We start from the raw sequence: 26,181 nt of genomic DNA on the forward strand, positions 1-26,181 counted from the left end.
GTGAACAGATTCTGTTCCGGGTTGCTTCATGCCATTTCGCTTCGTTCATACAGCAGACATCCATCTTGACTCACCGCTGCGCTCGTTGGCGCTGCGCAACAGCGAGTTGGCGGAACTCATCGGGGGTTCGACACGCCAGGCACTGGTTGCCATTGTCGATCTCTGCCTTGAAGAACAGGTCGATGCCCTGGTGATTGCCGGTGATCTCTACGATGGCGATCAGACCTCGATGAAGACCGCGCGGTTTCTAGCCAGCCAGTTGCAGCGCCTGCACGAGGCAGGCATCGCCGTCTATGTCATCCGCGGCAACCACGACGCCTTGTCCAGAATTACGCAGGAACTGGTGCTGCCGCCGAGCGTCAAGATCTTTGGCGCGCGCGCCGAGGTGGTCGAGTCCGCCGGCAAGGGCCTTTCGGTTGCAATGCACGGGATGAGTTTTTCAAAGCCCCAGGCGCCGGACGGGCTTTTGCCCCGCTATAAGTCGCCCGTGCCGGACGCGGTGAATATCGGTATCATGCATACCAGTCTTGCCGGTGCACCGGGACACGATGTCTATGCACCCTGCAACGTCGCCGATCTGCATGCCGCCGGCTTCGACTACTGGGCGCTTGGCCATATCCATCAACGCACCCATCATCAGGGTGCGCGCACGGTCATCATGCCGGGCATGCCGCAGGGCCGCGATATCAATGAAGCGGGCGCGAAAACCGTATCGCTTGTCACCATCGCCGACGATCGTTCGATTGCCGTCGAGGAGCGCCTGACCAGCGTTGCGCAGTTCGAGCGGGTCAGTGTTCACCTCGGCGGTGTCGTCGAATGGCGCGACGCGGCGGCGGCAATCGAAGCGGCGCTGCTTGCACAGCGCGAGCGCACCGCTTCACCGCACCTGGTTGCGCGATTGCGGCTGACGGGGGAGACGGCGCTCGCCTGGAAGATCCGCCGCGATATCGACCTGATGCAGGCGGAAGCCGAACAGCGCAGCGAGCGGATCGGCAATACCTGGATCGAAAAGTTGGAAGTGGAGGTGCAGCCGCCGGCCGCAACACGCGGCACAACCGCCGACCCGGTCAGCGAACTCAGGCAGTTGATGCGCGACGATATCCTCGGTCGCTCCGATTTTCGCGACGAGATCAGCGACATGGTCCGCGATCTTCTGGCCGACCTGCCGCCGGAGAGCCGGAATTTTGCGGGTGACGATCAAGCCGGCTTTGACCGTTTCATCGACGGACTGCTTGCCAGGGGAACCGAAGACATTTCTGCGCGCATGAGCGCTGCCGAGCGGGACGACAGCTGATGCGCCTCAATCGCCTTGATCTCACGCGCTACGGAAAATTCACCGACTGCGTCATCGACTTCGGCAAGGCTGTCGCCGGACGGCCGGATTTTCACATTGTCTACGGCCTCAACGAAGCCGGCAAGTCGACGACGTTCACCGCGTTCCTCGATCTTTTGTTCGGGATGCATCCGCAAACGCCCTATAACTTCCTGCACCCCTACGGCGCGATGCGCATCGGTGCCGAGCTGGAGATCGATGGGGCCACCCATGAACTGGTCCGGCTCAAGCAGCGCAGCGGCAGCCTCATCGATGCCCGCGGCGCGCCGGTCAACGACGCACTTGTATCCGGCGCGCTGGGCGGCATCAGTCGTGAGGCCTATCGCACGATGTTTTCGCTCGACGACCAGTCGCTGAAGGACGGCGGAAATGCCATCATGCAGAGCAAGGGCGAACTGGGCGAGCTGTTGTTTTCTGCCAGCTCCGGTCTGGCAGGCCTGAGCAAGGTCCTGTCTTCTGCTGCGGAAGAAGCCACTTCGTTCTATAAAAAGCGATCGTCCAGCACCAAGCTTGCCGAGCTGAAACGCTCGCTGGAGACGTTGAAGGCCGAGCGCAACGCGACCGATACCTTTGCCGCAGCCCATGCTGCGCTGACGGCGAGCTACCTGCAGGCAAAGGCGGCCTACGATGGTGCGGCGGGCGAACTTGCCGAAGCAAGGACCAGGCACACGGAGCTGACGCGCATCCTTACCGCGCTGCCGCTTGCCTCAGAGCTGGCGCGGCTTCTCGACGACCCGGCCATGCAGGCGGATCTGCCGCGCCCGCCCGCCGAATGGTTTGCATTGCTGCCGCAGCTTTCGCGCGACGAAACACGCCTGCAGGCTTTGTTGCAGGAGAAGGACCGCAACATCGATCAGGTCGCGGCCGAGATCGACAGCATCGTGGTCGATGAGAAGAGCCTGTCGATCGCAAGCCACATGGAATTGCTTGCCGACGGCAGTGCGCGGTTTCGCGCGGCCCAAGGGGATCTGCCCAAGCGCCGGCTGGTCTTGGCCGAGCAGGAAACCATGCTGGCACGGTTGCTCACCGATCTCGAGCGGCCGGGTGACGACAATCCGCAGGCCCTGGTGCTGCCTGCCACCAGCACGGCAATCATTGGCGATCTCATCGAAAGGCGCTCTGGCGTCGATGCGGAACTGGCGGCGGCGGAACGTGAGTTTGAACGGACCCGCAATACACTCGACAGCCTGCGTAGGGAAGCAGCCGATGCAGGCGATAAAACTGGGGTCATAGACGCAGAAGCACTGGCGCGGCTTGATACGGCGCTGGCCCGGCTGACTGGCTCGAACCTTGTCTCTAGGCTTTCTGTCGAGGAGCGCGCGCGACGACAGCAGCAGCGCAACCTTGATGGTCGGCTGGCGCTGCTGGCGCCTTGGTCTGGCGACCTGGACGCCTTGGCCGCGACACGGTCGGTGGACATTCGGCAGATCGAGATCTGGCGGTCCCAGGCGACCGCGATCGACCGCCGCATGGCGGATCACCGCAATCGTCACCGCGACCTTGTCACCGACCGGGTCGCGATAGAGGCTGGCCTTGCGTCTTTGATGGCCAGCGGCACGATCGACGACAGCGAGGCGAACGCTCTGCGCAGGGAGCGTGACAATGCCTGGCAGGTGCATGTCGGCACGCTCGACAGAGAGACGGCAACGTCATTTGAGGCGCTGATGCGCCGGGACGACATGGTGTCTGCCAGCCGCCTGGCGCATGCCCACGACCTGGCCGGTCTTCGCCAGTTGCAACAAAGGTCGGCTGAAAACACGGCCGCCATCGAAAGACAGGCGCAGTTGCTCGATGAGGCGCAGTCCGAATATGCGGCACTGGCACAGACGGTTGCAGCCTTCCTGCCAGATATGCTGATCACCCAAGATGATGCGCTGGAGCGGCTGGCGACGCTGGAGAGCTGGATGGGCCGGCGCCTCGACGCGTTGTCTGCACAAGACGATCTGCACCAGGCCGACGCGGCAATTGCGGACATCCGTGCGGAGCTCGATCGATATCAGTCCGAGCTTCTGGCCGGATTGAGCCAAGCCTCGCCGACAGCGATCGACGAAAAGAAATTGCGTGACGCACCTCTTGATGTGCTGGTTGCGGCAACAAACGAGCTACTGGCCCGACACAGGGCGGATTCGGATGCGAGGGCGCGCCACGAGACGTCGGTCACGGACCTTTCGCGCGAATTGACGGAACGCGAGCGTGACTGGCGCCAAGCGCAGGCAAAGGCTGAGGCCTGGCAGGCCGGCTGGCGCGAGGCGCTTGGCCACACCTGGCTCTCCGACAAGGCCGGTTCCGTCGCCGTGATCCGGGACATGCTGCAGGTTCTGGCGAAACTCCCCGGTATATTGAGGGAACGCCTGGATATGGCGCAGCGTGTCAGCGCCATGGAGCGAGACCAGGCGCAGTTTCGAACCGAAGTCGCCGCCTTGCTGAGCCAATTCGATGATGGTGGTTCAGCGGATGATCCATTGTCGGCGGCCGCTCGATTGCTCGAACGCCACAAAACCGCACTGCGGAATCAGCAGATCGTGCACGACAAGCAAGTCGAGCTTTCAAACTTGAGGGCGCAGCGGGCTGGTCTTGTTACGGACCTTGCCGTGCACACTGCGCGCAAAACCGAACTGACAGCCTATTTCGGCACCGATTCACTGACCGCCGTTGCTGGTTTTCTGGACCAAGCCAAGGAACGCGAAAGGATGGAAGCCCGTATCAGCGGGCTAAGGGAGCAGATAGCCCAGAGCCTCAGAGCATCCAGCTTTGCGGAGGCTGAAATGCGCCTGTCGGACACCGACATCCACGGCGTGGAGCATGAAGCCGCCGAGCTTGCAGCTCGCATCGAGGATCTTACAGACCGGGCGCGAGACCTCTATGCCGAGATGACCCGCGCCACGGATAAGCTCGACGCGGTCGGCGGTGACGACACCGTGGCGCGTATCGAGGCCAAACGGCGGACAATCTTCCTCGAAATCGAGGAGCTTGCCGGACGTTATCTGACATTGAAGGCAGGGGTTTTTGCGGCCGAACGGGCCCTGCATAGCTACCGCGAAAAACATCGCAGCGCGATGATGAACCGGGCGTCCGAAGCCTTCCGCCTGATTACAGGTGGAAACTATTCGGGCCTCGCCACACAGTTCGACAAGGACAGGGAGATCCTGATCGGCGTTGCACATGACGGCGGATCGAAACTGGCAGAGACCATGTCGACAGGCACGCAGTTCCAGCTCTATCTGGCGCTGCGCCTGGCAGGCTACGAGGAGTTTGCCGCCGTTCGTCCCGCCGTACCATTCGTTGCCGACGACATCATGGAGAGCTTCGACGATCCCCGCTCGACCGAGGTCTTCCGACTTCTGGGCGAGATGTCGAATATTGGCCAGGTGATCTATCTCACCCACCACTGGCATCTCTGCGAGTTGGCCAAGGCTGCCGTCCCGGAGGTGCAGATCCATCGCTTACCCTGATGAGAGGGTTGCGGAGCGATTGGCTAAATTCCCGACCCGTCAAGCTGCTGGGCATCGTCACCCTGCCAGGGTAGGGGCGCGGAGGCGCGGCTGAAATCGGCCGAGGGCATCGGCATCCAGCATTTCAATTCCGGTTCAGCATATTCAATGATCCGGCCGGGAGAGGAATCGGAGGCACGCCAGCCTTCGGTGCCGAACCGGTCGTCATGTGACCAGTATGCGACGTCAACTTCCGCCGGACCCTGTTCGGATGAACGGATTGTGACGAGGATCCGGCTACCGTCTCTCGGGGCGCTTGCCATAGGGCGCCACCGGTCTGGCTTGTCCATCGTATTGCCTCCCGCCTTGCTGCAGATTGAAGTGTCGCCTTGCTGTAGAAAGCGGTCAACTCAAACTTTTGCGCGAACCGTCTTCTTTCGATTGGTTGGTCGATCTTCGGCAACTTAACTTCAGCACGGAACCATCCGCCGACTGTGAGGGGGCTGCTCGCCGCCACAGTCTCACGCGCGGTTTTACCGCCTGAGGGGCGAGATCGAGGCGACCTTGACATCAATGACACAAGGGTCATTTCCTGAAGTGCTGCTCCGATGCGATTGTGAAGAAGGGATCATAGTCATGGATGACGTACTCATCGTGGGGGCGGGGCCGACCGGCTTGGTTTTGGCGCTCTGGCTGACGAAGCAAGGCATCCGAGTCCGCATCATCGACAAGAGCACAGGTCCTGGCGAGACCTCACGCGCCATTGCCGTGCAGGCCCGCACACTGGAACTCTACCGACAGCTGGGCATTGCCGACAAGGTTTCTGACGCCGGACTGAAAACGCTGAGCATGAACCTGTGGGCGCGGGGCGAGAAAAAGGCGCAAATCGTCATCGGCGACGCCGGGGCAGACGTGACGCCCTTTCCGTACATCCTGATGTATCCGCAGGATCACCACGAACGGCTGCTCGTCGACCATCTCCGGTCCCTCGGCGTCGAGGTCGAGCGCCAAACCGAGATGCTCGGGCTCGAAGACAAGGTGGAGCAGGTCGAGGTCCGCGTCAGAACGAAGGACGGCATGGAACGTATCTATGGAGCCCGCTATGTCGCCGGGTGCGACGGCGCGCGGTCTCCCGTCCGTCATGCCGTCGGCAACCAGTTCGAGGGCGGCACCTACAAACAGGTCTTCTATGTCGCCGACGTCGCGCTCGGTGCCGTGGACGGAGAAAATCAGGCTCACATTTCGCTGGACACGGACGACTTCGTCGTGGTGCTTCCTTACGGCGGTGGCCGATACCGGTTAATTGGCACCGTGCGCGACGAGCGGACCGAACATCCGGAATCTCTCACCTTCGAAGATGTCGGCCATCGGGCGATCGAGAGCATGTGTCTTACCATCAGACAGGTCGACTGGTTTTCAACCTATCGCGTTCACCACCGCGTCACCGACCGGTTCCGGCACGGCCGCATTTTTCTGCTTGGCGACGCTGCGCATGTCCACAGCCCCGCAGGTGGGCAGGGCATGAACACCGGCGTACTGGACGCGATCAACCTTGCCTGGAAGCTGGCTGCGGTCCTGAATGGCAGGGCGCCAGACAGTCTGCTCGACAGCTATGACGCCGAGCGACGCAGCTTTGCGCTCAAACTGGTCGATACGACGGACCGGATCTTTACCTTCGTCACCGCGCAAGGCGGTTTTGCAGACTTTGTCAGAACTCGTATCGCACCGACGCTGGCGAGCGCCGCCTACAGGATTGGTAGTATCCGCGAGATGATCTTCCGGATGATCTCCCAGACCACGCTGAGTTACGACCAGAGCCCACTGAGCCAGGGGAAGGCCGGGAGTATCGAAGGCGGGGACCGTCTACCGTGGGTGCGTGAAGCGGATAACTATGCTCCGCTGGCCGAAATCGGATTTCAGGTTCATGTCTACGGAGAGCCATCGGTCGCGCTGCGGAAATGGGCCACCGACCATGGCCTTTCGCTGCATGCCTTTGCATGGACGGACGCGCACGAAAAGCTTGGTCTGGCGCGCGATGCGCTTTATCTGCTCCGGCCGGACACCTGGGTCGCTCTTGCTGACAGTAGCCAGTCGATAGAGGCATTGGAGGGATACTTCGCCTCACGAGGCATCGTCCTGACGGAGAATCCGTGACTGCCGCGCAACCAAAATGGAACTGCCCGAATCCGGCAAAGCGGTACAGCAAGGGCAATGCGGTCATTGCCCTTGCTGTACAGGATGTTTCGAAGTTTAGTGGTTGTGGCGCGGCAGCTTTTCAGCAAGCTTGCGGAACGCAGGGGCGCCTTCGATGACGGCACCATCTGAGAGCTGTGTAACGGTGCGCCGGTAGAGCATCTGCCAGGGCGTGGCGTCGGCTGGAACGGCAGGAAGGCCATCTGCCTTGCGGCGATCGATCTCATCCTGTTCGACGAGCATATCGCAGCGCCCCTGGTTGAAATCGATGCGGATGATGTCGCCGCTGCGGATATAGGCAAGACCACCGCCGGCGGCACTTTCGGGCGAGGCGTTGAGGATCGACGGGCTATCGGCCGTGCCGGACTGGCGACCGTCGCCGATCGTCGGCAGGCTGAGGATACCCTTCTTGATCAGGTGATCCGGCGGCTGCATGTTGACCACCTCGGCAGAGCCCGGCCAGCCGAGCGGTCCGGCACCACGGATGACCAGGATCGTGCGCTCGTCGATGTTCAGGTCCGGATCGTTGATGCGCTTGTGATAATCTTCGGAGCCATCGAAGACCACGGCCTTGCCGTCGAAAACGCCTTCCTTGCCCGGTTCACTGAGGTACCTTTCGCGGAAGCCGGCCGAGATGACGCTCATCTTCATGATGGCGAAATCGAACAAATTGCCCTTTAGCACCAGGAACCCGGCGCGCTCTTTCAGCGGCGCATCGAAAGGCAGGATGACCTCGCGATCGGTGGATTGCCGCTCCTCCAGGTTTTCCGCCATGGTCTTGCCGGTCACCGTCGGACAGTTGCCTTCAAGTTTACCGACCTGCAGGAGCTCCCACATGATCGCCGGAACACCGCCAGCCCGGTGGAAACGCTCGCCGAGATAGGCACCCGCCGGCTGCACATTGGCGAGCAGCGGAATATCGAAGCCGTGGGTCTGCCAGTCGTCCGGATACAGATCGACGCCGGCATGCTTGGCCATGGCGGCCAGATGCGGCTGCGCATTGGTTGAGCCGCCGATCGCAGAATTGACCCGGATTGCATTGAGGAACGCCTCGCGCGTCAGAATATCCGACGGCTTGATGTCCTGCTGCACCAGTTCGACCGCACGACGTCCGGTGCGATAGGCCATCTGGCCGCGTTCGCGATAGGCAGCCGGAATGGCTGCGCAGCCGGTCAGCGACATGCCAAGCGCTTCGGCCATGGCATTCATCGTCGAAGCCGTACCCATCGTGTTGCAATGGCCGATCGAAGGTGCCGAATCGAGCGCCGACTGGAGGAATTCCTCGCGGGTGATCTCGCCGGCCGCATATTTGCGCCGCGACCGCCAGATGACGGTGCCGGATCCGACCAGGTCTCCGTCATGCCAGCCGTCGAGCATCGGGCCGCCGGAAAAGACGATCGCCGGAATATCGACGGTCGAGGCAGCCATCAGAGCCGAGGGCGTAGTCTTGTCGCAGCCGGTGGTCAGAACGACACCATCGAGCGGATAACCGTAGAGGATCTCGACCAGACCGAGATAGGCAAGGTTGCGGTCGAGCGCGGCTGTCGGTCGCTTGCAGTTTTCAAACAGCGGATGGGTCGGAAACTCGATCGGAATGCCGCCGGCGTCACGAATGCCGTCGCGGATGCGCTTGGCAAGCTCGATATGGTGACGATTGCACGGATTGATGTCGCTGCCCGACTGGGCGATGCCGATGATCGGCTTGCCGGAGCGCAGTTCTTCCGGGGTTGTGCCGTAGTTCATGAAGCGCTCGAGATAGAGCGCGGTCATGTCGAGATGATCGGGGTTGTCGAACCAGTCCTGCGAGCGCAGGCGGCGTGACGTCTTGTTGTCCTCAGCCATTGTTTTCCTCCCCGCCTTTGGCGGCATTCATCGCTTCCAGATGCAGCAACAAGCCGCTGTGGTCCGTGTCGCCGCCGCCACCCGTGACGAAATCGGCGAATTCGCGGCGCACCTGTTCGGTTAGTGGAAGTTCCAGTGAAAACCGATCGGCCATGGCCTTGACCGCGTCCAGGTCCTTCAACTGCAGCTTCGACGGTCCACCGGGGGTGAAATTACGTTTGACCATGCGCGATCCATGCAGTTCCAGGATCCGGCTTTCGGCAAATCCTCCGCGAATGGCATCGCGGAATTTTTCGCGGCTTGCCCCGCCGGCTTCGACAAGGATCATCGCTTCGGCAACAGCGCCAATGGTAATGGCGACGATCTGCTGGTTGGCGAGCTTGCAGATCTGGCCCGCGCCGGAGGGTCCGACATGGGTTACCCGGCCGAGCGCGGCAAACACGTCCGCAAGCCCCTCGATCACATCGGCGTCACCGCCGGCCATGATGGCGAGCGTTCCCGCCTCTGCGCCGACTACGCCGCCCGAGACGGGCGCATCGACATGCGCGATGCCGAGCGCCTTCAGGCGCGCTGCGTGATCCTTGGCAATCGGCGGCGAGATGGAACTGCTGTCGACGACAACGGCGCCTTCAGCAAGGGCACCGGCGACGCCGCCATCAAACAAGACCTGATCGACGGCTTTGCCGTCGCTCAGCATGGTGAAAACGATGTCGCAACCTTTGACCGCGTCAGCAGCCGTCGCAGCGACGATAGCGCCGTCGGAGACGAGGGCATCCGCCTTGGAGTGATCACGATTCCAGACCGTGACCTGATGGCCGGCGGCCAGCAGCCGTCGCGCCATCGGTGCGCCCATCAGCCCGGTTCCGAGAAAGGCAATCCGGCGCGGATGGTCTTCGCCCCGATCAGTTTCGCTCACAGCTTTCCTCCCAGTTCATCCTCGATATGCACGCGGATGATCTCATCAAAGGAGGTTTCGGCAGTAAAGCCAAGTGCTTTTGCGCGCGTCGCCTCAAAGCCCGGAGCCCAGCCGGCGACCATCTTGATGATCATCTCATCCGGCTCGCGGCGGATCAGTGCAACTGCCTTGTCACCCGCGACGCGGCGCAGCGCTTCGATCTGTTCGCCAACCGTCGCGCTAAGCCCCGGCATGGAAAGAGCCCGACGCGGGCCGACCTTTTCCAGATCGATGGTCGCCCCATGGATGAGGAAGCCAACGGCGGAACGTGGAGACGTGTGCCAATGGCGAACGTCGTCGGACACCGGCAGAATTGCTTGCTTGCCGACCAGCGGCTCGCGGAGAATATTGGAGAAGAAGCCAGAGGCTGCCTTGTTCGGCGTGCCGGGTCGAATGCAGATCGTCGGCAGGCGGATGGCGATGCCGTCGAAGAGGCCGCGGCGGCTGTAGTCGGACAGCAGCAGTTCACAGATCGCCTTCTGGGTGCCGTAGCTGGTCAGCGGGGTGGTGTGGTAGTCGTCAGGGATCGGATAGGGCAGGGGTGCGCCGACGACCGCGATTGACGAGGTGAAGACGACGCGCGGCTTGTAGCCGTCTGCGCCATTGGCCAGGCGGATGGCGTCGAACAGATAGCGCGTGCCGTCGAGATTGATCCGGTAACCCTTCTCGAAATCGAGTTCGGCCTCGCCGGATACAATCGCGGCCAAGTGGAAAATTGCATCGGGCCGGGTAGCCACGAGTGCTTCGGCTTCGCCAGGCGAGGAAAGGTCAGCCTCTTTGGCATTGACCTTTCCAGCAAAGCCTTCAGGCCCCTGAGGGGTCACGACATCGACCAATGTCATTTCGGTGATCGGCTTGCCGCCGAGTTGTCCATCCGCAGTCAGTCTGGCGGCAAGTTTGCGGCCGACCATGCCGGCGGCACCGATGATCAGGATATGCATCAGGTCTCTCCTCCCTGTTTCAATTCTGAGATCTCGTCGAGACGACTCGACGAAAGACAGATAAAATTTTGATTGTAAGGTTGTCTGATAACCTTATATGCTTCGCTTGAAAACAGAATAGTTTGATTGCCTGCGAAATACACGCCCGGCCCGGAAGTGCTGCGGAGCGAAGGTTTCCATGGGGCAGTCCGATGGAAGGCAAGACAATGAAGGCCGAGGCCATGAGCTCATCCGCGCAATTGCAGGCATCCCTCAGTGCAGCACTCACCAGCGACGTGGTGCTGACGCAGCCGGACGAGATGGTGCGTTTTTGCCGGGACTGGCACGGCGATGTCGCCAGCGGCGCGATCGCCGTGTTGCGCCCGCGCTCGACCGCAGAGGTTGCTGCTGCCGTTCTGATCTGCCGGGAGCTCAAGCTGTCGATTGTCCCTCAGGGTGGAAATACCGGTCTGGTGCTGGGTGGCGTGCCCGATCAGCCAGCAAGCCAGGTGGTTCTCAGCCTCGAGCGCATGAACGCGATCCGCAACATCGATGCGGATGATTTTTCGGCAGTTGTCGAGGCGGGCTGCATATTGTCGGAGGTCAAGGACGCAGTCGCCGAAAAGGACATGTATTTCCCGCTGGCGCTCGGCGCACAGGGGTCTTGCCGGATCGGCGGAAATGTCTCGACCAATGCCGGCGGCATCAATGTGCTGCGCTATGGCATGACCCGCGAACTGGTGCTTGGTCTGGAGGTCGTCCTGCCGGACGGCAGTATCTTCAACGGCTTGTCGACCCTGCGCAAGGACAATCGTGGCGTCGACCTGAAGCAGATCTTCATCGGCGCCGAAGGCACGCTTGGCATCATCACCGCCGTTTCGATCAAGTTGATGCCTTTCCCCGACCAGGTGGCAACGGCCCTGCTCGGGCTGAATTCGCTCGACGACGCCATCACGCTTTACCGACGCGCCCGCCGCGATTGCTGCGACCTGATGTCGGCCTTCGAGTTCATGCCGCCGCTTGCCTTTGTTCTGGCGCGGGAAGCGATCCCGGATCTGGCCATGCCGATTGCCGGTGACTATCCGGCCTACGTGCTGATGGAGATTTCGGGCTCTGGCCTCGTCGATATCGCCGACCTGATGGAGCGCTTCCTCGGTGGCGTCATGGAAGACGGCCTCGTGGTCGATGGGGTGATTGCCGCATCGCAGGCGCAGGCGCGCAATCTTTGGCTGTTTCGCGAGGGCATGAACGAGGGGCAGGCCAAGCGCGGGCCGCATATGCGCACCGATATCTCCGTGCCGCTTTCGCGTCTTGCCGATTTCGTTCGCGATGCGGAGCAGGCGGTCTCAGAAGCGCTTCCCGATTGCATCAGCGTGTCCTATGGCCATGTCGGCGATGGCAATGTGCACCTGAATGTCCTGCCACCCTCCGGCAGTTCGCCGGATGAGATCGCCGCCAGGATCTACGAGGCGAAGACGGTGGTGAACCGGGTTCTTGACGAATACCATGGCAGCATCAGCGCCGAGCACGGTATCGGTCGCCTGAAGCGTGACGATTTCGAAGCGCGCCTGGATCCCTCGCGCCGCGCATTGCTGTCCGCCCTGAAGCAAGCCATCGATCCGTCGATGGTGATGAACCCGGGCTGCCAATTGAATTTCCCCGGCATATCGTAGAATAGTCTGGCATCATCAGGGACGGACACCAACATGACGGCGGATTTCAGCCAGATCAGACGGATCGAACATCTTCCGGCGCGCATCGCCGGCCATATCGGCAAGGAGATTGCCGAAGGGCGGATCAAGCCCGGAGAAAAGCTGCCGACCGAGCATATCCTGGCCAAGACATTCGGCGTCAGCCGCTCCGTTGTTCGCGAGGCAATCGCCCAGTTGCGCAACGAGGGCCTTGTCGATACGCGTCAGGGTGTAGGTGCATTCGTCACCGAAGGCATGGGGCGTGGTTCCATCCGTATCGAGCAAACCGATCTGCATCATCGCGACAGCTTTCGCAGCCTGTTCCAACTGCGCATCCCGTTGGAAATCGAGGCGGCGGGTCTTGCTGCCGTCCATCACGATGACGCCGATCTGAAGAAATTGGACGACTCGCTGGCGCAGATGACCGGTGCCGACAAATGGACGGACCAAGGCATCGTTGCCGACCTGATTTTTCACCGGACGCTGGCCGCTGCTACCCACAACGAGTATTTTCCGTTGTTCATCGGTTTCATCGCCGAGCGCATTAGTCTTGCGATCAATGCAGCTCGCGCTGCCGCCGTTCTCGAAGAAATCGTCGAGACCACGATCGCCGAGCATGTGGCCATCCGCGATGCCGTGGTCACGCGCGATCCCGCGAAAGCGCGCGCAGCAATGCACGATCACCTGATGGGGGCCGCCGGCCGACTCGACCTGACGCTGGAAATTTTCTGAGCCCTACGGACGGGCCGACCGGTCGATATGTGCAGCATACAGGTTTTTGGCGGGCTTTGCGCCTTAGGGTCTGGACAGGCCGGGCAAGTCGCTTTAAAAACGCATGAGGAGCGTTGTCAGACATCCTGACAATAGGGCAAGTGGCGCTGGAGGGCGCGCTTGTGCTGGATAGTGTGGAGGACTGCATTTGAATTCCGAACGTGTACTGCGTGCAGAGACCATCTTGCCCGATGATGCCGCCGATGCGCTTCTGGTCGGTCGCGTCTGGTCGAAGGCCAGCGCTGGTCCGTGCCCGGTCATGGTCTCCGGCGGTCGCCTTCTGGATCTGACGACGATTGCCGCAACCATGTCGGCGCTCCTGGAAAAAGACGACCTCGCTGATCTCCTGCGCAATGCTTCCCGGGCGTCCGGCCTGGCTGACCTTGGCAGCCTCGATGACTTCCTGTCCGGCGAAAAAGGCATGGTCCTGGCGCCGATCGACCTGCAGGCGGTGAAAGCTGCCGGCGTGACCTTTGCCGACAGCATGCTGGAGCGCGTCATCGAAGAGCAGGCCAAGGGCGATCCGCTCAGGGCCCAGGCGATCCGTGGCAAGCTTGCCCCCGTTCTCGGTGACAGTCTGCGCGGACTTGTCGCCGGCTCCGAACAGGCGGCCAAGGTCAAGGCTCTGCTGCAGGACATGGGCCTGTGGTCGCAATATCTGGAAGTCGGTATTGGCCCGGACGCCGAGATCTTTACCAAGTCCCAGCCGATGTCGTCCGTGGGCTGCGGCGCGCTTGTCGGCATTCATCCGATTTCGCAATGGAACAACCCCGAGCCTGAAGTTGTTCTGGCCTTACGTTCCGACGGAACGATCGTCGGCGCCACGCTCGGCAATGACGTGAACCTACGTGATGTGGAGGGGCGTTCAGCCCTGCTGCTCGGCAAGGCCAAGGACAACAATGCATCCTGTTCGATCGGCCCGTTCATCCGGCTCTTTGATGACGCCTTCACGATGGACGATCTGCGCCGTGTCCGGGTTGCGTTGCGGGTGTCCGGTGACGACGGCTTTGAAATGACCGGCGAGAGCCCGATGGAAGCCATCAGCCGTTCGCCGGAAAACCTTGCATCGCAATTGATGAACCGCAATCATCAGTATCCGGATGGCGCGGTGCTTTTTCTCGGTACGATGTTTGCTCCAGTCAAGGACCGGCGTGGCGTGGGCCTCGGCTTCACCCATGAGGTTGGCGACAAGGTCGAAATTTCGACAGGCAAGCTCGGGCGTCTGGTCAACTGGGTAGAGCGCAGCGATGTCTGCCCGGAATGGACATTTGGCGTCAGCGCACTCATTCGCAATCTGGCCGGTCGTGGTCTTCTGGAAAAGGCGTGAGGAACACCATGCAAAAGGCAATTGACCTCTTCTACCGCTTCCTTGAGCTTCTGCTGATCCTCTTGCTGTCGGGCATGGCGATCATGGTCTTCGTCAACGTGATCATGCGTTACGGCTTCAATTCCGGCATCAACGTCTCCGAGGAACTGTCCCGCTACTTCTTCGTCTGGCTGACCTTCATCGGTGCCGTGGTGGCATTCCGTGAGCATGGTCACCTTGGCATCGAGACGTTGGTGATGTTCCTGTCGCGCCGCGGCCGCATCATCTGCATGGGCCTTTCAAACCTGGTGGTCATCGTCTGTTCGGGTATCTTCTTCTGGGGAACATGGAAGCAGTTTCCAATCAATGCCAGCATGTCGGCGCCGGTCACCGGCATGTCGATGATCTGGGTCTATGGCGTCGGCCTCTTCACGGGCGCTGGCATGACGATCATTGCGCTGGAACGCCTGATCCGCCTGTTGACTGGGCGTGTCACGGATGAGGAAATCTCCGCCTTTGCCGGCGAAAACCTGACAATCGAACAGCTGGCGGAGCGTACCTGATGACACTTCTGGTTTTTATCGGGTCGCTGCTTGGCGCCATGGCGATCGGCGTGCCGGTCGCCTTCGCTCTCATGTTCTGCGGCGTCATTCTCATGTGGTTCATGGGCATGTTCAACACGCAGATCATCGCGCAGAACATGATCGCTGGCGCCGACACCTTCACGCTACTGGCGATCCCCTTCTTCATTCTCGCCGGCGAACTGATGAACTCCGGCGGATTGTCGCGCCGTATCATCGACTTCGCGATCGCCTGTGTCGGCCATATCCGTGGCGGTCTCGGCATCGTCGCAATCATGGCAGCCATCATCATGGCCAGCATTTCCGGCTCGGCTGCGGCTGATACCGCAGCGCTTGCCGCCATTCTGCTGCCGATGATGGCAAAGGCCGGCTATAATGTTCCGCGCGCCGGGGGCCTGATTGCAGCCGGCGGTATCATTGCTCCGGTTATTCCGCCGTCGATGGCCTTCATCGTCTTCGGTGTAGCCGCGAACGTCTCCATCACCCAGTTGTTCATGGCCGGCATCGTGCCTGGCATCATGATGGGCCTTTCGCTTGTCGTCGCCTGGCTGATCGTCGTGCGCAAGGACAATGTCCAACCGCTGCCAAAGGCTCCGATGTCGGAACGCATGACCGCGACCGGCCGTGCGCTTTGGGCACTCGGCATGCCGGTGATCATCCTCGGCGGCATCAAGGCGGGTATCATGACTCCGACCGAAGCCGCCGTGATCGCGGCCGCCTATGCGATGTTTGTCGGCATGGTCATCTACCGGGAACTGAAGCCGAGAGACCTGCCACGAGTCATCCTGCAGGCCGCCAAGACGACCTCGGTGATCATGTTTCTGGTCTGCGCCGCGCTGGTTTCTGCATGGCTGATCACCGCCGCAAACATCCCGGCTGAAATCGCTGGCTATATTGAGCCGTTGATCGACCGCCCGATGCTTTTGATGTTTGTCATCATGATCCTCGTGCTGGTTGTCGGCACAGCACTCGACTTGACACCGACCATCCTGATCCTGACGCCTGTCCTGATGCCGATCATCAAGCAGGCGGGCATCGACCCCGTCTATTTCGGCGTCATGTTCATCATGAACAACTGTATCGGCCTGATTACGCCGCCCGTTGGCGTGGTGCTCAACGTCGTCAGCGGCGTCGGTCGCATCCCGCTCGGCAAGGTCACCGCAGGCGTCTGGCCGTTCCTTCTGGCGCAGACAATCGTGCTGTTCCTCTTGGTCCTATTCCCGGACCTTGTCCTCGTGCCTGCCCGCTGGCTGCATTAGCAGCCTTCGGCAACACCAATCTCACTCAACCATCCTGGGAGGATATTATGAGAAAACTGCTTCTAGCCACCACCGCGATCGCATTCGGCCTGTCCGCTGCTGCTCCGGCATTTGCCGAGTTCAACGACCGCAACATCCGCATTTCGAACGGCATCAATGCCGACCATCCGGTCGGCAACGGCATCAAGGCGATGCAGGCTTGCCTGGACGAAAAGTCAGGCGGCAAGCTGAAGATCACTGCATTCTGGGGCGGCGCACTCGGCGGCGACCTTCAGGCAACCCAGGCGCTGCGTTCGGGCGTTCAGGAAGGCGTTGTCACCTCGTCTTCGCCGCTCGTCGGCATCATCCCGGCACTTGGCGTCTTCGACCTGCCGTTCCTCTTCGGCACGCCGCAGGAAGCCTATACCGTGCTTGACGGCAAGTTCGGCGACATGATGAACGAGAAGCTCGAAGCTGCCGGCCTGGTCAATCTGGCCTACTGGGAGAACGGTTTCCGCAACCTGTCGAACTCCGTTCGACCGGTCACCAAGTGGGAAGACTTCTCGGGGATGAAGGTTCGCGTCATGCAGAACAACATCTTCCTCGACACCTTCCAGAACCTTGGTGCGAACGCCACGCCAATGGCATTCGGCGAGGTCTTCTCGGCGTTGGAAACCAATGCGATCGACGCACAGGAAAATCCCTATGTGACGATCGACACGTCGAAGTTCTATGAAGTCCAGAAGTACATCACCGAGACCAACCACGCCTATACGCCGTTCCTGCTTCTGTTCTCCAAGGCAATCTTCGACACCTACACGCCTGAAGAGCAGGCTGCTCTTCGCGAATGTGCCGTTGTGGGTCGCGATGAAGAGCGCAAGGTCATCCAGGAACTGAACAAGACCTCGCTCGAAAAGATCAAGGCAGCCGGTCTCGAAGTGAACGTCCTGTCGCCGGAAGAGCAGGCACGTATTCGCGAAAAGTCGATGGTTGTCTACGAAAAGCACAAGGCTGAAATCGGCGCCGACGTGGTCGATGCGATCATTGCCGAGCTTGCCGCGATCCGCAAGTAATCGTCTGACCGCATTTGACTGAGAAGAGCGGGGACCGAAGCCATGAGCTTCGGTCCCCTTTTTATAGTAGTTCATTTCCGGGTGGCACGCAGTGATCGCCGGGCGATGAATGGTGCGTGACCGACCGATGCACCGTATCTGCAAATGGCGGCGGCAATTTCTCAGCGAGCGCCGCGATGACAAGAATATTGATCAAGGCACAAAGGCCGTGCTGACTGCAGGCCCTCTTGATCGCGGAGGAGGAATCCCATGAAGATAACCAGCCTTGAAACGGTGCGCGTTGCCGAACGCGCCAATCTCCTATGGCTGCTTGTGCATACCGATGAGGGCATTACCGGTCTCGGCGAAACCTTTTTCGGTGCCGAAACGGTCGAAGCCTATGTGCATGAATATATCGCACCACGGGTCATCGGTCGTGATCCGTTGCAGATCGATCTGCTCGCAGCCGACCTGGTTGGTTATCTCGGTTTTCGCTCGTCCGGTGCCGAGGTACGCGGCAATTCTGCCTTCGACATCGCGCTCTGGGACATTTTCGGCAAGGCGACGGGTATGCCGATTGCCCAACTGCTGGGCGGCTTCACCCGTCGCGAGATCCGCACCTACAATACATGCGCCGGCACCGAATACATCAAAAAGGCGACAGGGCAGACAACTGCCAATTACGGACTATCGGAAGGTCGCGACTATGACGATCTGAACGGCTTCCTGCACAATGCCGATGAGTTGGCCCATTCGTTGCTTGAGGAGGGCATCACCGCGATGAAGATCTGGCCGTTTGATGCGGCCGCTGAAAAGACCCGCGGCCAGTATATCTCGATGCCGGATCTGAAACAGGCGCTTCAGCCATTTGAAAAGATCCGCGCGGCTGTCGGCGACAAGATGGATATCATGGTCGAGTTTCACTCGATGTGGCAGCTGTTGCCGGCCATGCAGATCGCCAAGGCACTGACGCCCTATAACACGTTCTGGCATGAAGACCCGATCAAGATGGACAGCTTGGCCAGTCTTGCACGCTACGCAGCCGTTTCGCCGGCGCCGATTTCGGCGTCCGAAACCCTCGGTTCGCGCTGGGCGTTCCGCGATCTTCTGGAAACCGGGGCTGCCGGCGTGATGATGCTCGACATTTCCTGGTGCGGCGGCCTGTCGGAGGCGCGAAAGATTGCTTCGATGGCGGAGGCCTGGCATCTGCCGGTCGCGCCACATGACTGCACTGGTCCGGTGGTGCTTTGTGCCTCGACCCACCTGTCGCTCAATGCACCCAACGCGTTGGTCCAGGAAAGTGTCCGGGCGTTCTACCGCACATGGTATCGCGATCTGGTCACGGCGTTGCCGGAAGTGAAAAACGGCATGATCACCGTGCCGCCAGGCCCGGGTCTTGGCATGGAACTGAACCCTGAACTGGATCGGGCCTTTACTGTCAGCCGCCGCATGTCGGATGTGACCAGCCTGTAGTGCGTGAATAAAAAGAGAATTTGGGAGGATTTGCGTGACAACAATAGAAACCCGTGCGGCCGGAGCTGGAGTTTCAGCGATGACTGGGCCGCTGATCATGCTGCTCGGCATGCTGATGTTTGCGCTCAATGACGCGATGGGCAAATGGCTGGTGGCAAATTATGGGCTTGGACAGGTCATCCTGGTCCGCAGCCTGGCGGCACTCGTCATTCTGGCGCCCTTCCTGTGGAAGGCGGGCTTGCGGTCCGTGCTTTCGGTTGAGAAGCCGTGGATGCAGTTTACCCGTGTCGTATTATCGACGTTGGAAGTGTTCTGCTTCTACTACGCGGTGATGTATCTGCCGTTGGCGGACGTGATGACCTACTGGCTTGCGGCACCGATCTATGTGGCGGCGGCATCACCCTTGTTGCTTGGCGAAAACGTCGGATGGCGACGTTGGTGCGCGATCGCCGCCGGCTTCATCGGCGTCATCATCACGCTGGAACCGTCGTCGGCAATGTTCACGCTGCCGGCCCTGATATCGATTGTCGGCAGCGGCGCCTTCGCCTTCATGCTCCTGTCGGGCCGTAGCCTGCGCAATACGCCGGACAAGAGCCTGGTCTTCTTCCAGGTCGCAGGTGCAGGACTTGCCGGGCTCGCTTTTGCGCCTTTCGACTGGGCACCAATCTCGTCGGGTGTCGACCTGACCTTGCTGGGCTTACTGGGCATCGTCGCGATGGCCGCCCATATGCTGGTCAATCGCGCCCTGAAGATTTCGGACGCGGCAACGGTGGCACCTCTGCAGTACACGCTGCTTCTGTGGGCTGTGGTGTTTGGCTGGATGTTCTTCGGCGACGTGCCCCGTCTGGGCATGCTTGTCGGCGCTGGGCTGATCGTGGCGTCTGGCCTCTTCATCTTCTTTCGCGAACGACAGCTGAAGGCGCGCAATGCAGTTTCGCCAGTTGTTGCGGAGTGATCCCTGCCTCTCGTGTGCGGTTAAAGCACCGGGAGCCAGCGGCAGGCGAACGCGGCTTTAAAAGAGAACGAGAGGGTAGCAAGGTGCCCGTTCCGCCGTCGTTCGCATCCGACGCGCCGAGCGATCAACGTTCTCCCCAAGCTTCGGCGATCGTATTTCGATCGGTTTAGAACGTTGGGGAGGCCGTCATTGATATGCCGGTGCTGGCCTCAGGCCAGCATCATCAACGTGCTGCCCAATCGGCCCCACGGCGAAAGATCTCGCGCATCTGCGGAACCTGGAATTCCGCAGCCACATGCCCGAGCGCCGAATAAAATACCCGGCCTTTGCCGTAGTTGCGTTTCCAGACCACCGGCATGACGACACCGTCGATCCACCAGGCGTGATCGCCGGTGAAGGTGGTTGTCGCGAGAACCTCGTTAGATGGGTCGACATGCATGTAATATTGCTCTGACCGGTAGGGAAAATCCGTCATGCCTTGCATCAGGGGGTCGTCCGGTCGCGTTATGTTGACCGTGTAGTCGATGATGTTACCCGGATGGGCGACCCATTGTCCCCCGACGATGAACTGGTATTCGACGCATTCCCGGAACGCATCACCGGCACCTCCATGATAGCCGGCGAAACCCACGCCATTTTCAATAGCAGTGGCCAGGTTTTTCGCCTCCTCCTTCTCGATCTTCGACATCGTCATGATCGGCACGATCAGTGACAGATCGTGGATCGAAGGGTCGGCGAACGCTTCCGTGCTGCGCTCGACATAGACCTTGAAACCATCCTCCTGCAGCATGTCGCGGATGATTTCGGCGCATTGTTCCGGTTCGTGGCCGCTCCAGCCACCCCAGACGATCAGGGCTTCACGCATGTTTCACTCCTCCAGTATCAGCGGGCCAATTGGCCGTCGTTCAGCGAATCCGACAGGGGGGCCGGACGCTCGGTCTTGGTGTTGATCTTGATCGTCGTGCCGCTATCAGCCGCCCGCTGAAATGCTTCCATCACTTCCAGCACATGCAGGGCGAGGTCACCATTGGCGCGGTGCGGCCGGTTCGAGCGAATGGCATGGGCCATGTCTGCCACGCCGATGGAGCGGTAGTTGCCATCGGCATAGGGTTGCGTGGTTTCCTGCGGCTCGAACGTACCGCCCTTCTTCAAGAGTTCGACCTGACCACCGAAGTGGTTCGGATCCGGCACGATTAGCGTACCTTCCGTGCCGTAAAGCTCCAGCGGAACATGCTTGTGACCGGCCACATCGAAGCTCATGCCGATCTGGATGATCGCACCGGATTCAAACGCCATCACGCCGGCCACATGGGTCGCAACATGAACCGGAATATGTTCGCCCTTGCGTGGTTCGCTGGTGATCAGGCGCTCCTTGCGCGGTGCGATGGCAAAGCCGGCAACCTGCGAAACCGGCCCGAGCAGATTGACGAGGTCGGTGATGTAATACGGACCCATGTCGAGCATTGGGCCGCCACCAGTCTCATAGTAGAAGTCCGGGTTCGGGTGCCAGCGTTCATGGCCGGGACACATGAACGTCGCGGTTCCCCCGACAGGAATGCCGAGTGCGCCAGAATCAACCAGCGCGCGTGCCGTCTGGTGCGAGCCGCCGAGGAATGTGTCCGGTGCCGCGCCGATGCGCAGCCCTTTTGCCTTGGCCGCGGCAGCCAGCGCTTGGCCCTCGGTGAAATTGATGCCCAGCGGCTTTTCCGAATAGGTATGCTTGCCGGCATCCAGGACCTGCATCGCAACCGCGACATGCGCCTTCGGAATGGTGAGGTTGACGATGATCTCGATCGCCGGGTCTGAAAGCAGTTCGTCGACCGATCGCGCCGTCAGGTTGAATTCTGCCGCGCGCTGGTTGGCAAGATCACGATTGAGATCGGCAATGCCCCTCACATCCAGGATCGGGAAGGAGGTCATCGCCTTCAGATAGGCAGAGGAAATGTTTCCGCAGCCAATGACACCAATACCCACCTTTTCCATAATACCTCCCAAGGTTGTTTCTTATAAAATCAGGCTTTTGCCGATTGCGGCGCTGGCGCCGGGCCCGTGGTCCCCCAAGGGGATTCGTAAAGTTCGCAAAGCGCCACGACGGCTGCACCTTGGGCCCACATCTGTTCCTCCGATCCGTCGAAGACCAGTTCGGCGATTTCCTTGATGGAGGAGGGAATGGCGGCCCTGTAGGAATCAGACAAGGCCTTGATAAACAAAGGGCCGAGCGACAGGCTTGAGCCGACGATGATGACGCGTGGCGGACCAAACAGCGTGACGATGTTGGCAACGGCAATGCCGATCGCTTCGCCGGCGCGTGTGGCGGCGAGGATCAGCGTATTGTCCTCCGCCGCGATCAGCGTCTGGGCAAGCGTCATGCCGCGTCCAAGCCGCACGGCATCGGCGAACCTTCCGTAAGGCGCCTGCTCTCCAAGGATCGCTGCCTCGCCGGCAACCGATGCTAGACGAACGCTTTCAGCCAGCCCGCTGCCCATGACCAGGTCGCCGAGATTGTGGCTGAGACCGCCCGCGCCGCGAAAAAGTTGTCCGCCATGCAGAACGCCAAGGCCAAGTGTCTGCTCAAGAGACACCAGCACCAGATCGTCGAGATCGCGTCCCTTGCCGAACCAGTGATGGGCAAGCGTGATGGCGTGGGAATCGCTCTCGACGATCGTTGTCACGTTCAGCCGCTTGGTCATCTCGGTGGAGAAATCGACATCGGCTTCGCTCAGGATCGGGCTCGAGCGCACCAGCCCCGTGCGGTGTTCGACGACCCCCGGGAAGCCGACGCAAACGGTGTCGACATCCTCCAGTGCTAGTCCGGCATCGACGACACACCGGCGGATACCGTCCTCGATCAGATCCGCGATCACGCTGATCGGCTGCCGGGTGATCCTGACGGGCAGCGACAGATGGGAAATCACCTCGCCGCAGAAATTGGTCACAGCAAAAATCATCTGGTTGGCGGCAATCTTGGCGCCGACCACGCGGGCGGCATCCGGGTTCAGCTCCAGCATCACCCGGGGCCTGCCTCTCGAAGCGACATTGCGGATATCGCCTTCGTGCCGTGTGAGAATCAGTCCGTCGTCGAGAAGCGAGCCGGTGATGGCCGAGACCGTGGTGGTCGACAGCTGTGAGCGTTCGCTGATCTCCACCCGTGATATCGGGCCAAAGCGCCGGATCGTATCCAGCACGGTAAAGCGATTGATGGCGCGCATCAATTCCGGATCGGCTGTTTTCATTGCTGGGTGAGCGCTCGCATCTTGATGATTATATTCGGTATCGGGACAAAAATAGCCGCTAGGTGGCGCCCCTTGTCAATAGATTTCGTAAAAATTTGCAGTTTGTCAGTTGACATTGCGATGTCCTTGGCCTGATTTTGTACGCGTTGAGGAATAAATGCGCACCTTGGGAGGAGAACCGGATGACGCATCTTTTTAGTGAGGCGCCCGTTGGCGCCAAACGTCTCGTTGGTCTGGCAGCTGCAACAGCTGTCGCCCTTCTGGGCGGAGTAGGATTTGCATCGGCTCAGACGGTCGTGAAGTGGATGCATGTCGAGACAGTCCCGGCCTATATCCAGGTCTGGGAGGAGATTGCCGCGGCCTATGAAGGCGAGCATCCGGACGTAGACGTCCAGCTGCAGTTCCTTGAAAATGAAGCGTTCAAGGCGAAGCTGCCGACGCTTCTGCAATCCGATGCGGCGCCGGACTTCTTCTACAGCTGGGGCGGCGGCGTCTTGCGCCAGCAGTCTGAAACCGGCGCACTCAAGGATCTGACGGAAGCGATGAATGCCGACGGCGGGGCCTGGGCGAAGGACTACAAGCCGGCGGCTTTGAACGGCCTGACATTCAACGACAAGATCCATGCGGTTCCGTATCGCATGGGCACGATCAGCTTTTTCTACAACAAAGAACTGTTCGAGAAAGCCGGCGTCAAGGCTGAAGACATCAAGACCTGGGACGATTTCCTGCAGGCCGTAAAGACGCTGAAGGACGCCGGCATTACCCCGATCGCCGGTGGCGGTGGCGACAAGTGGCCACTGCATTTCTACTGGAGCTATCTGGTCATGCGCAATGGCGGCCAGGAGGTCTTCGACAGGGCAAAGAACAACGAGGGCGACGGCTTCCTCGATCCGACGATCATCAAGGCCGGAGAACAGCTGGCCGAACTCGGCAAGCTGGAGCCCTTCCAGGGTGGTTATCTCGGATCGACCTGGCCACAGACACTTGGCGTGTTTGGCGATGGCAAGGCGGCCATGCTGCTGGGCTTCGAGCACACGGAACCAAACCAGCGCAACAATGCGGGCGATGGCAAGGGTCTCGCGATCGAAAACATCGGACGTTTTCCATTCCCGCTCGTCGAGGGTGGGGCCGGCAAGGTAACCGATACGCTGGGCGGGCTGAACGGTTGGGCCGTGACCAAGAATGCCTCGCCTGAGGCTGTCGACTTCCTCCGCTTCCTGACCAGCCCGGAACAGGAGCGCAAGATGGCTGCAGCCGGCATGATCATCCCGGCTGCATTGGGTGCCGAGGACGCTTTGAAGAACCCGCTGATGCGTGAAGCGGCGGACCAATTGGCCGCCTCGACATGGCACCAGAACTTCTTTGACCAGGATCTGGGACCCTCGGTGGGACGCGTCGTGAATGACGTCTCGGTGGAAATCCTGGCTGGACAGATGTCGCCCGAGGAGGGTGCGCAGATGATCCAGGACGCACGCGAGCTGGACTAAAGCTTTGACGCGATGTCGCCGACCAGATTGGCCGGCGACATTCAAGCGGCCGACGTGCAGGGAGGAATCAGCATGACAACAACCACCGCCTTGGCAGGCGCTTCACCGGTCGCCCCGGTCAGCAAGGCCAAATACAAAAGCCCCACAGCCCGTGGGCGGTTGCCCGTCCTGGTGCTTTTCCTGCCGCCGGCGCTGCTTCTGTTCACGCTTTTCGTCATTTTGCCGATGGGCGAGGCGGCCTGGTACAGCCTATATCGCTGGAACGGCTATGGCACCCCGACCGAATTTGTCGGCCTGCGCAACTTCACCGTCCTGTTCAACAATGCCGCTTTCTCGCAGGCCCTGATCAACAACGGGCTGATCATCGTGGTGTCGCTGCTGGCCCAGATTCCACTCGCCATCTGGCTTGCAATGATGCTCGCGCACAAGCTGCCGGGCGTGGTCGCTTTTCGGCTGGTGTTTTTCCTGCCTTATGTCCTGGCCGATGTCGCGGCTGGCCTGATCTGGCGCTTTGTCTATGACGGCGACTATGGCCTGCTTGCGGCGATTGCCGGATTCCTCGGCGTCGAGACGCCCTATGTGCTGGCGGATCGCGACCTGGCGATCTACGCGGTGCTTGTCATGATCATCTGGAAATATTTCGGGTTTCACATGATGCTCTACATCGCCGGCCTGCAGGCCATCGATAAAAGCGTCCTGGAAGCCGCGGAAATCGACGGTGCTACCGGCTGGCAGAAGTTCCGCTATGTGACCCTGCCGCTTCTATCGTCGACAGTCAGGCTGTCTGTCTTCTTCGCCATCATCGGATCTCTGCAGCTTTTCGATCTGATCATGCCGCTAACCGGCGGTGGCCCGTCCAATGCGACGCAGACCATGGTCACATTCCTTTTCACCTATGGTGTCACCCGAATGCAGGTGGGTCTCGGCAGCGCCGTCGGCGTGGTGCTGTTTGTCATCTGCGTCACCCTGGCGTTCGGCTATAAACGGATATTTATGCGCCATGACTGATATGAAATCCGATGTCAGAGTAACGGCCGCGACCAGGCTCTATCTCTATGTTTCGCTCTCGATTGTCGCGGCCCTTGTCCTTATCCCGCTGGTGACGACGGCGCTCGGGGGATTCAAATCGCTTGGCGACCTGCGCACCAGTCCCTTCGGACTGCCGACCGACTGGATATGGTCCAACTACACCGACATCCTGTTCGGTGAGCGCTATTGGCGCCAGATGATGAATTCGTTGTTCATCGCCACCATGACCGTATTCCTGACCGTGGTCATTTCTGCCATGGCCGCCTTCACCTTCGCCCATGTGAGGTTCTTCGGAGCCGGCCACTTGATGAACTATTTCCTGATCGGCCTTATGTTCCCGGTGGCAACCGCCATCCTGCCGCTGTTCATCCGGATCCGAGACCTTGGCCTGCTGGACTCCTATTGGGGGGTCATCCTGCCCCAGGTCGCCTTCGGGCTGGGCATGAGCATCCTTCTGTTCCGCAACTACTTTCGCAACCTGCCGGATGAGTTGTTTCAGGCCGCATTTGTCGATGGCTGCGGTTACATCCGCTTCTTCTGGTATGTGTCTCTGCCTTTGTCGCGGCCCATCATTGCGACGGTGAGCATCGTCACCTTCGTGAACAGCTGGAACAGCTACATCCTGCCGCTGATCATGCTGAACACCGAAAGCAAATATCCGTGGCCTCTCGGCATCATGGTCTATCGCGGC

Annotated in this window: 21 protein-coding genes; 14 read left to right on the forward strand and 7 right to left on the reverse strand. The window is 60.5% G+C overall.

Annotated features, from left to right (window positions below; translation table 11 throughout):
• The first annotated feature begins 28 nt into the window (after positions 1 to 28).
• On the forward strand, positions 29 to 1,294 hold the full coding sequence (locus tag PDO_RS09235; protein WP_007600752.1) for a metallophosphoesterase family protein: 1,266 nt from the start codon (positions 29 to 31) through the stop codon (positions 1,292 to 1,294).
• Positions 1,294 to 4,785, forward strand: coding sequence for an AAA family ATPase (locus PDO_RS09240; RefSeq protein ID WP_007600753.1), 3,492 nt, complete (start codon positions 1,294 to 1,296; stop codon positions 4,783 to 4,785). The genes PDO_RS09235 and PDO_RS09240 overlap by 1 nt, the downstream gene beginning before the upstream one ends.
• A 23-nt stretch (positions 4,786 to 4,808) precedes the next feature.
• On the opposite strand, the gene PDO_RS29000 is transcribed toward PDO_RS09240, so the two are convergent.
• Positions 4,809 to 5,114: a hypothetical protein gene (locus PDO_RS29000; RefSeq protein WP_007600754.1), complete on the reverse strand. Its 306-nt coding sequence runs from the start codon at positions 5,112 to 5,114 to the stop codon at positions 4,809 to 4,811.
• Positions 5,115 to 5,400: 286 nt separating this feature from the next.
• Here PDO_RS29000 and PDO_RS09250 point away from each other — a divergent pair, with 286 nt between their 5' ends.
• Positions 5,401 to 6,918: an FAD-dependent oxidoreductase gene (locus tag PDO_RS09250; protein WP_007600755.1), complete on the forward strand. Its 1,518-nt coding sequence runs from the start codon at positions 5,401 to 5,403 to the stop codon at positions 6,916 to 6,918.
• Positions 6,919 to 7,014: 96 nt separating this feature from the next.
• Here the strand turns inward: PDO_RS09250 and PDO_RS09255 are convergent, their stop codons facing one another.
• From PDO_RS09255 to denD, 3 genes are read right to left on the reverse strand one after another with little or no spacing between them, the layout of a single operon-like run.
• Entirely contained in the window at positions 7,015 to 8,799 is a 1,785-nt protein-coding gene (locus tag PDO_RS09255; protein ID WP_007600756.1) for an IlvD/Edd family dehydratase, read from the reverse strand.
• On the reverse strand, positions 8,792 to 9,715 hold the full coding sequence (locus PDO_RS09260) for an NAD(P)-dependent oxidoreductase (protein WP_007600758.1): 924 nt from the start codon (positions 9,713 to 9,715) through the stop codon (positions 8,792 to 8,794). The genes PDO_RS09255 and PDO_RS09260 overlap by 8 nt, the downstream gene beginning before the upstream one ends.
• Positions 9,712 to 10,695 carry a D-erythronate dehydrogenase gene (gene denD / locus PDO_RS09265; protein WP_007600760.1) on the reverse strand — a complete coding sequence of 328 codons (984 nt, stop codon included), beginning with the start codon at positions 10,693 to 10,695 and terminating at the stop codon, positions 9,712 to 9,714. The genes PDO_RS09260 and denD overlap by 4 nt, the downstream gene beginning before the upstream one ends.
• A 191-nt stretch (positions 10,696 to 10,886) precedes the next feature.
• On the opposite strand from denD, the gene PDO_RS09270 reads away from it, so the two are divergent.
• The 8 genes from PDO_RS09270 (at position 10,887) to PDO_RS09305 (ending at position 19,741) form a co-directional block, all read left to right on the forward strand.
• Positions 10,887 to 12,347 carry an FAD-binding oxidoreductase gene (locus PDO_RS09270; RefSeq protein WP_458574645.1) on the forward strand — a complete coding sequence of 487 codons (1,461 nt, stop codon included), beginning with the start codon at positions 10,887 to 10,889 and terminating at the stop codon, positions 12,345 to 12,347.
• Positions 12,348 to 12,380: 33 nt separating this feature from the next.
• Entirely contained in the window at positions 12,381 to 13,097 is a 717-nt protein-coding gene (locus tag PDO_RS09275) for a FadR/GntR family transcriptional regulator (RefSeq protein WP_007600765.1), read from the forward strand.
• 187 nt (positions 13,098 to 13,284) lie between these two features.
• Positions 13,285 to 14,463: a fumarylacetoacetate hydrolase family protein gene (locus PDO_RS09280; protein ID WP_007600767.1), complete on the forward strand. Its 1,179-nt coding sequence runs from the start codon at positions 13,285 to 13,287 to the stop codon at positions 14,461 to 14,463.
• 8 nt (positions 14,464 to 14,471) lie between these two features.
• Positions 14,472 to 15,005 carry a TRAP transporter small permease gene (locus PDO_RS09285; RefSeq protein ID WP_007600769.1) on the forward strand — a complete coding sequence of 178 codons (534 nt, stop codon included), beginning with the start codon at positions 14,472 to 14,474 and terminating at the stop codon, positions 15,003 to 15,005.
• Positions 15,005 to 16,282, forward strand: coding sequence for a TRAP transporter large permease (locus PDO_RS09290; RefSeq protein WP_007600771.1), 1,278 nt, complete (start codon positions 15,005 to 15,007; stop codon positions 16,280 to 16,282). The genes PDO_RS09285 and PDO_RS09290 overlap by 1 nt, the downstream gene beginning before the upstream one ends.
• 47 nt (positions 16,283 to 16,329) lie before the next feature.
• Entirely contained in the window at positions 16,330 to 17,334 is a 1,005-nt protein-coding gene (locus tag PDO_RS09295; protein WP_007600773.1) for a TRAP transporter substrate-binding protein, read from the forward strand.
• Positions 17,335 to 17,583: 249 nt separating this feature from the next.
• Positions 17,584 to 18,786, forward strand: a complete 1,203-nt coding sequence (locus PDO_RS09300; RefSeq protein WP_007600774.1) for a mandelate racemase/muconate lactonizing enzyme family protein — start codon at positions 17,584 to 17,586, stop codon at positions 18,784 to 18,786.
• A gap of 79 nt (positions 18,787 to 18,865) precedes the next feature.
• Positions 18,866 to 19,741: a DMT family transporter gene (locus PDO_RS09305; RefSeq protein WP_007600775.1), complete on the forward strand. Its 876-nt coding sequence runs from the start codon at positions 18,866 to 18,868 to the stop codon at positions 19,739 to 19,741.
• Between the two features lie 223 nt (positions 19,742 to 19,964).
• On the opposite strand, the gene PDO_RS09310 is transcribed toward PDO_RS09305, so the two are convergent.
• From PDO_RS09310 to PDO_RS09320, 3 genes are read right to left on the reverse strand one after another with little or no spacing between them, the layout of a single operon-like run.
• Positions 19,965 to 20,606 (reverse strand): ThuA domain-containing protein, encoded by a 642-nt coding sequence (locus tag PDO_RS09310; protein WP_007600782.1) that lies wholly within the window; start codon positions 20,604 to 20,606, stop codon positions 19,965 to 19,967.
• A 17-nt stretch (positions 20,607 to 20,623) separates the two neighbouring features.
• Positions 20,624 to 21,724: a Gfo/Idh/MocA family protein gene (locus PDO_RS09315; protein ID WP_007600784.1), complete on the reverse strand. Its 1,101-nt coding sequence runs from the start codon at positions 21,722 to 21,724 to the stop codon at positions 20,624 to 20,626.
• 29 nt (positions 21,725 to 21,753) lie between these two features.
• The gene (locus PDO_RS09320) at positions 21,754 to 22,974 is read right to left on the reverse strand and encodes an ROK family transcriptional regulator (RefSeq protein WP_007600786.1); all 1,221 of its coding nucleotides are present in this window, start codon (positions 22,972 to 22,974) and stop codon (positions 21,754 to 21,756) included.
• A 182-nt stretch (positions 22,975 to 23,156) separates the two neighbouring features.
• On the opposite strand from PDO_RS09320, the gene PDO_RS09330 reads away from it, so the two are divergent.
• From PDO_RS09330 to PDO_RS09340, 3 genes are all read left to right on the forward strand, one after another.
• Entirely contained in the window at positions 23,157 to 24,461 is a 1,305-nt protein-coding gene (locus tag PDO_RS09330; RefSeq protein WP_007600788.1) for an ABC transporter substrate-binding protein, read from the forward strand.
• A 72-nt stretch (positions 24,462 to 24,533) separates the two neighbouring features.
• Positions 24,534 to 25,469: a carbohydrate ABC transporter permease gene (locus PDO_RS09335; protein ID WP_007600790.1), complete on the forward strand. Its 936-nt coding sequence runs from the start codon at positions 24,534 to 24,536 to the stop codon at positions 25,467 to 25,469.
• On the forward strand, positions 25,462 to 26,181 hold a 720-nt coding region (locus tag PDO_RS09340; RefSeq protein ID WP_007600791.1), incomplete at its 3' end, for a carbohydrate ABC transporter permease. The genes PDO_RS09335 and PDO_RS09340, both read left to right, overlap by 8 nt.

It is taken from the genome of Rhizobium sp. PDO1-076 (assembly GCF_000247475.1).
GTDB lineage: Bacteria > Pseudomonadota > Alphaproteobacteria > Rhizobiales > Rhizobiaceae > Allorhizobium.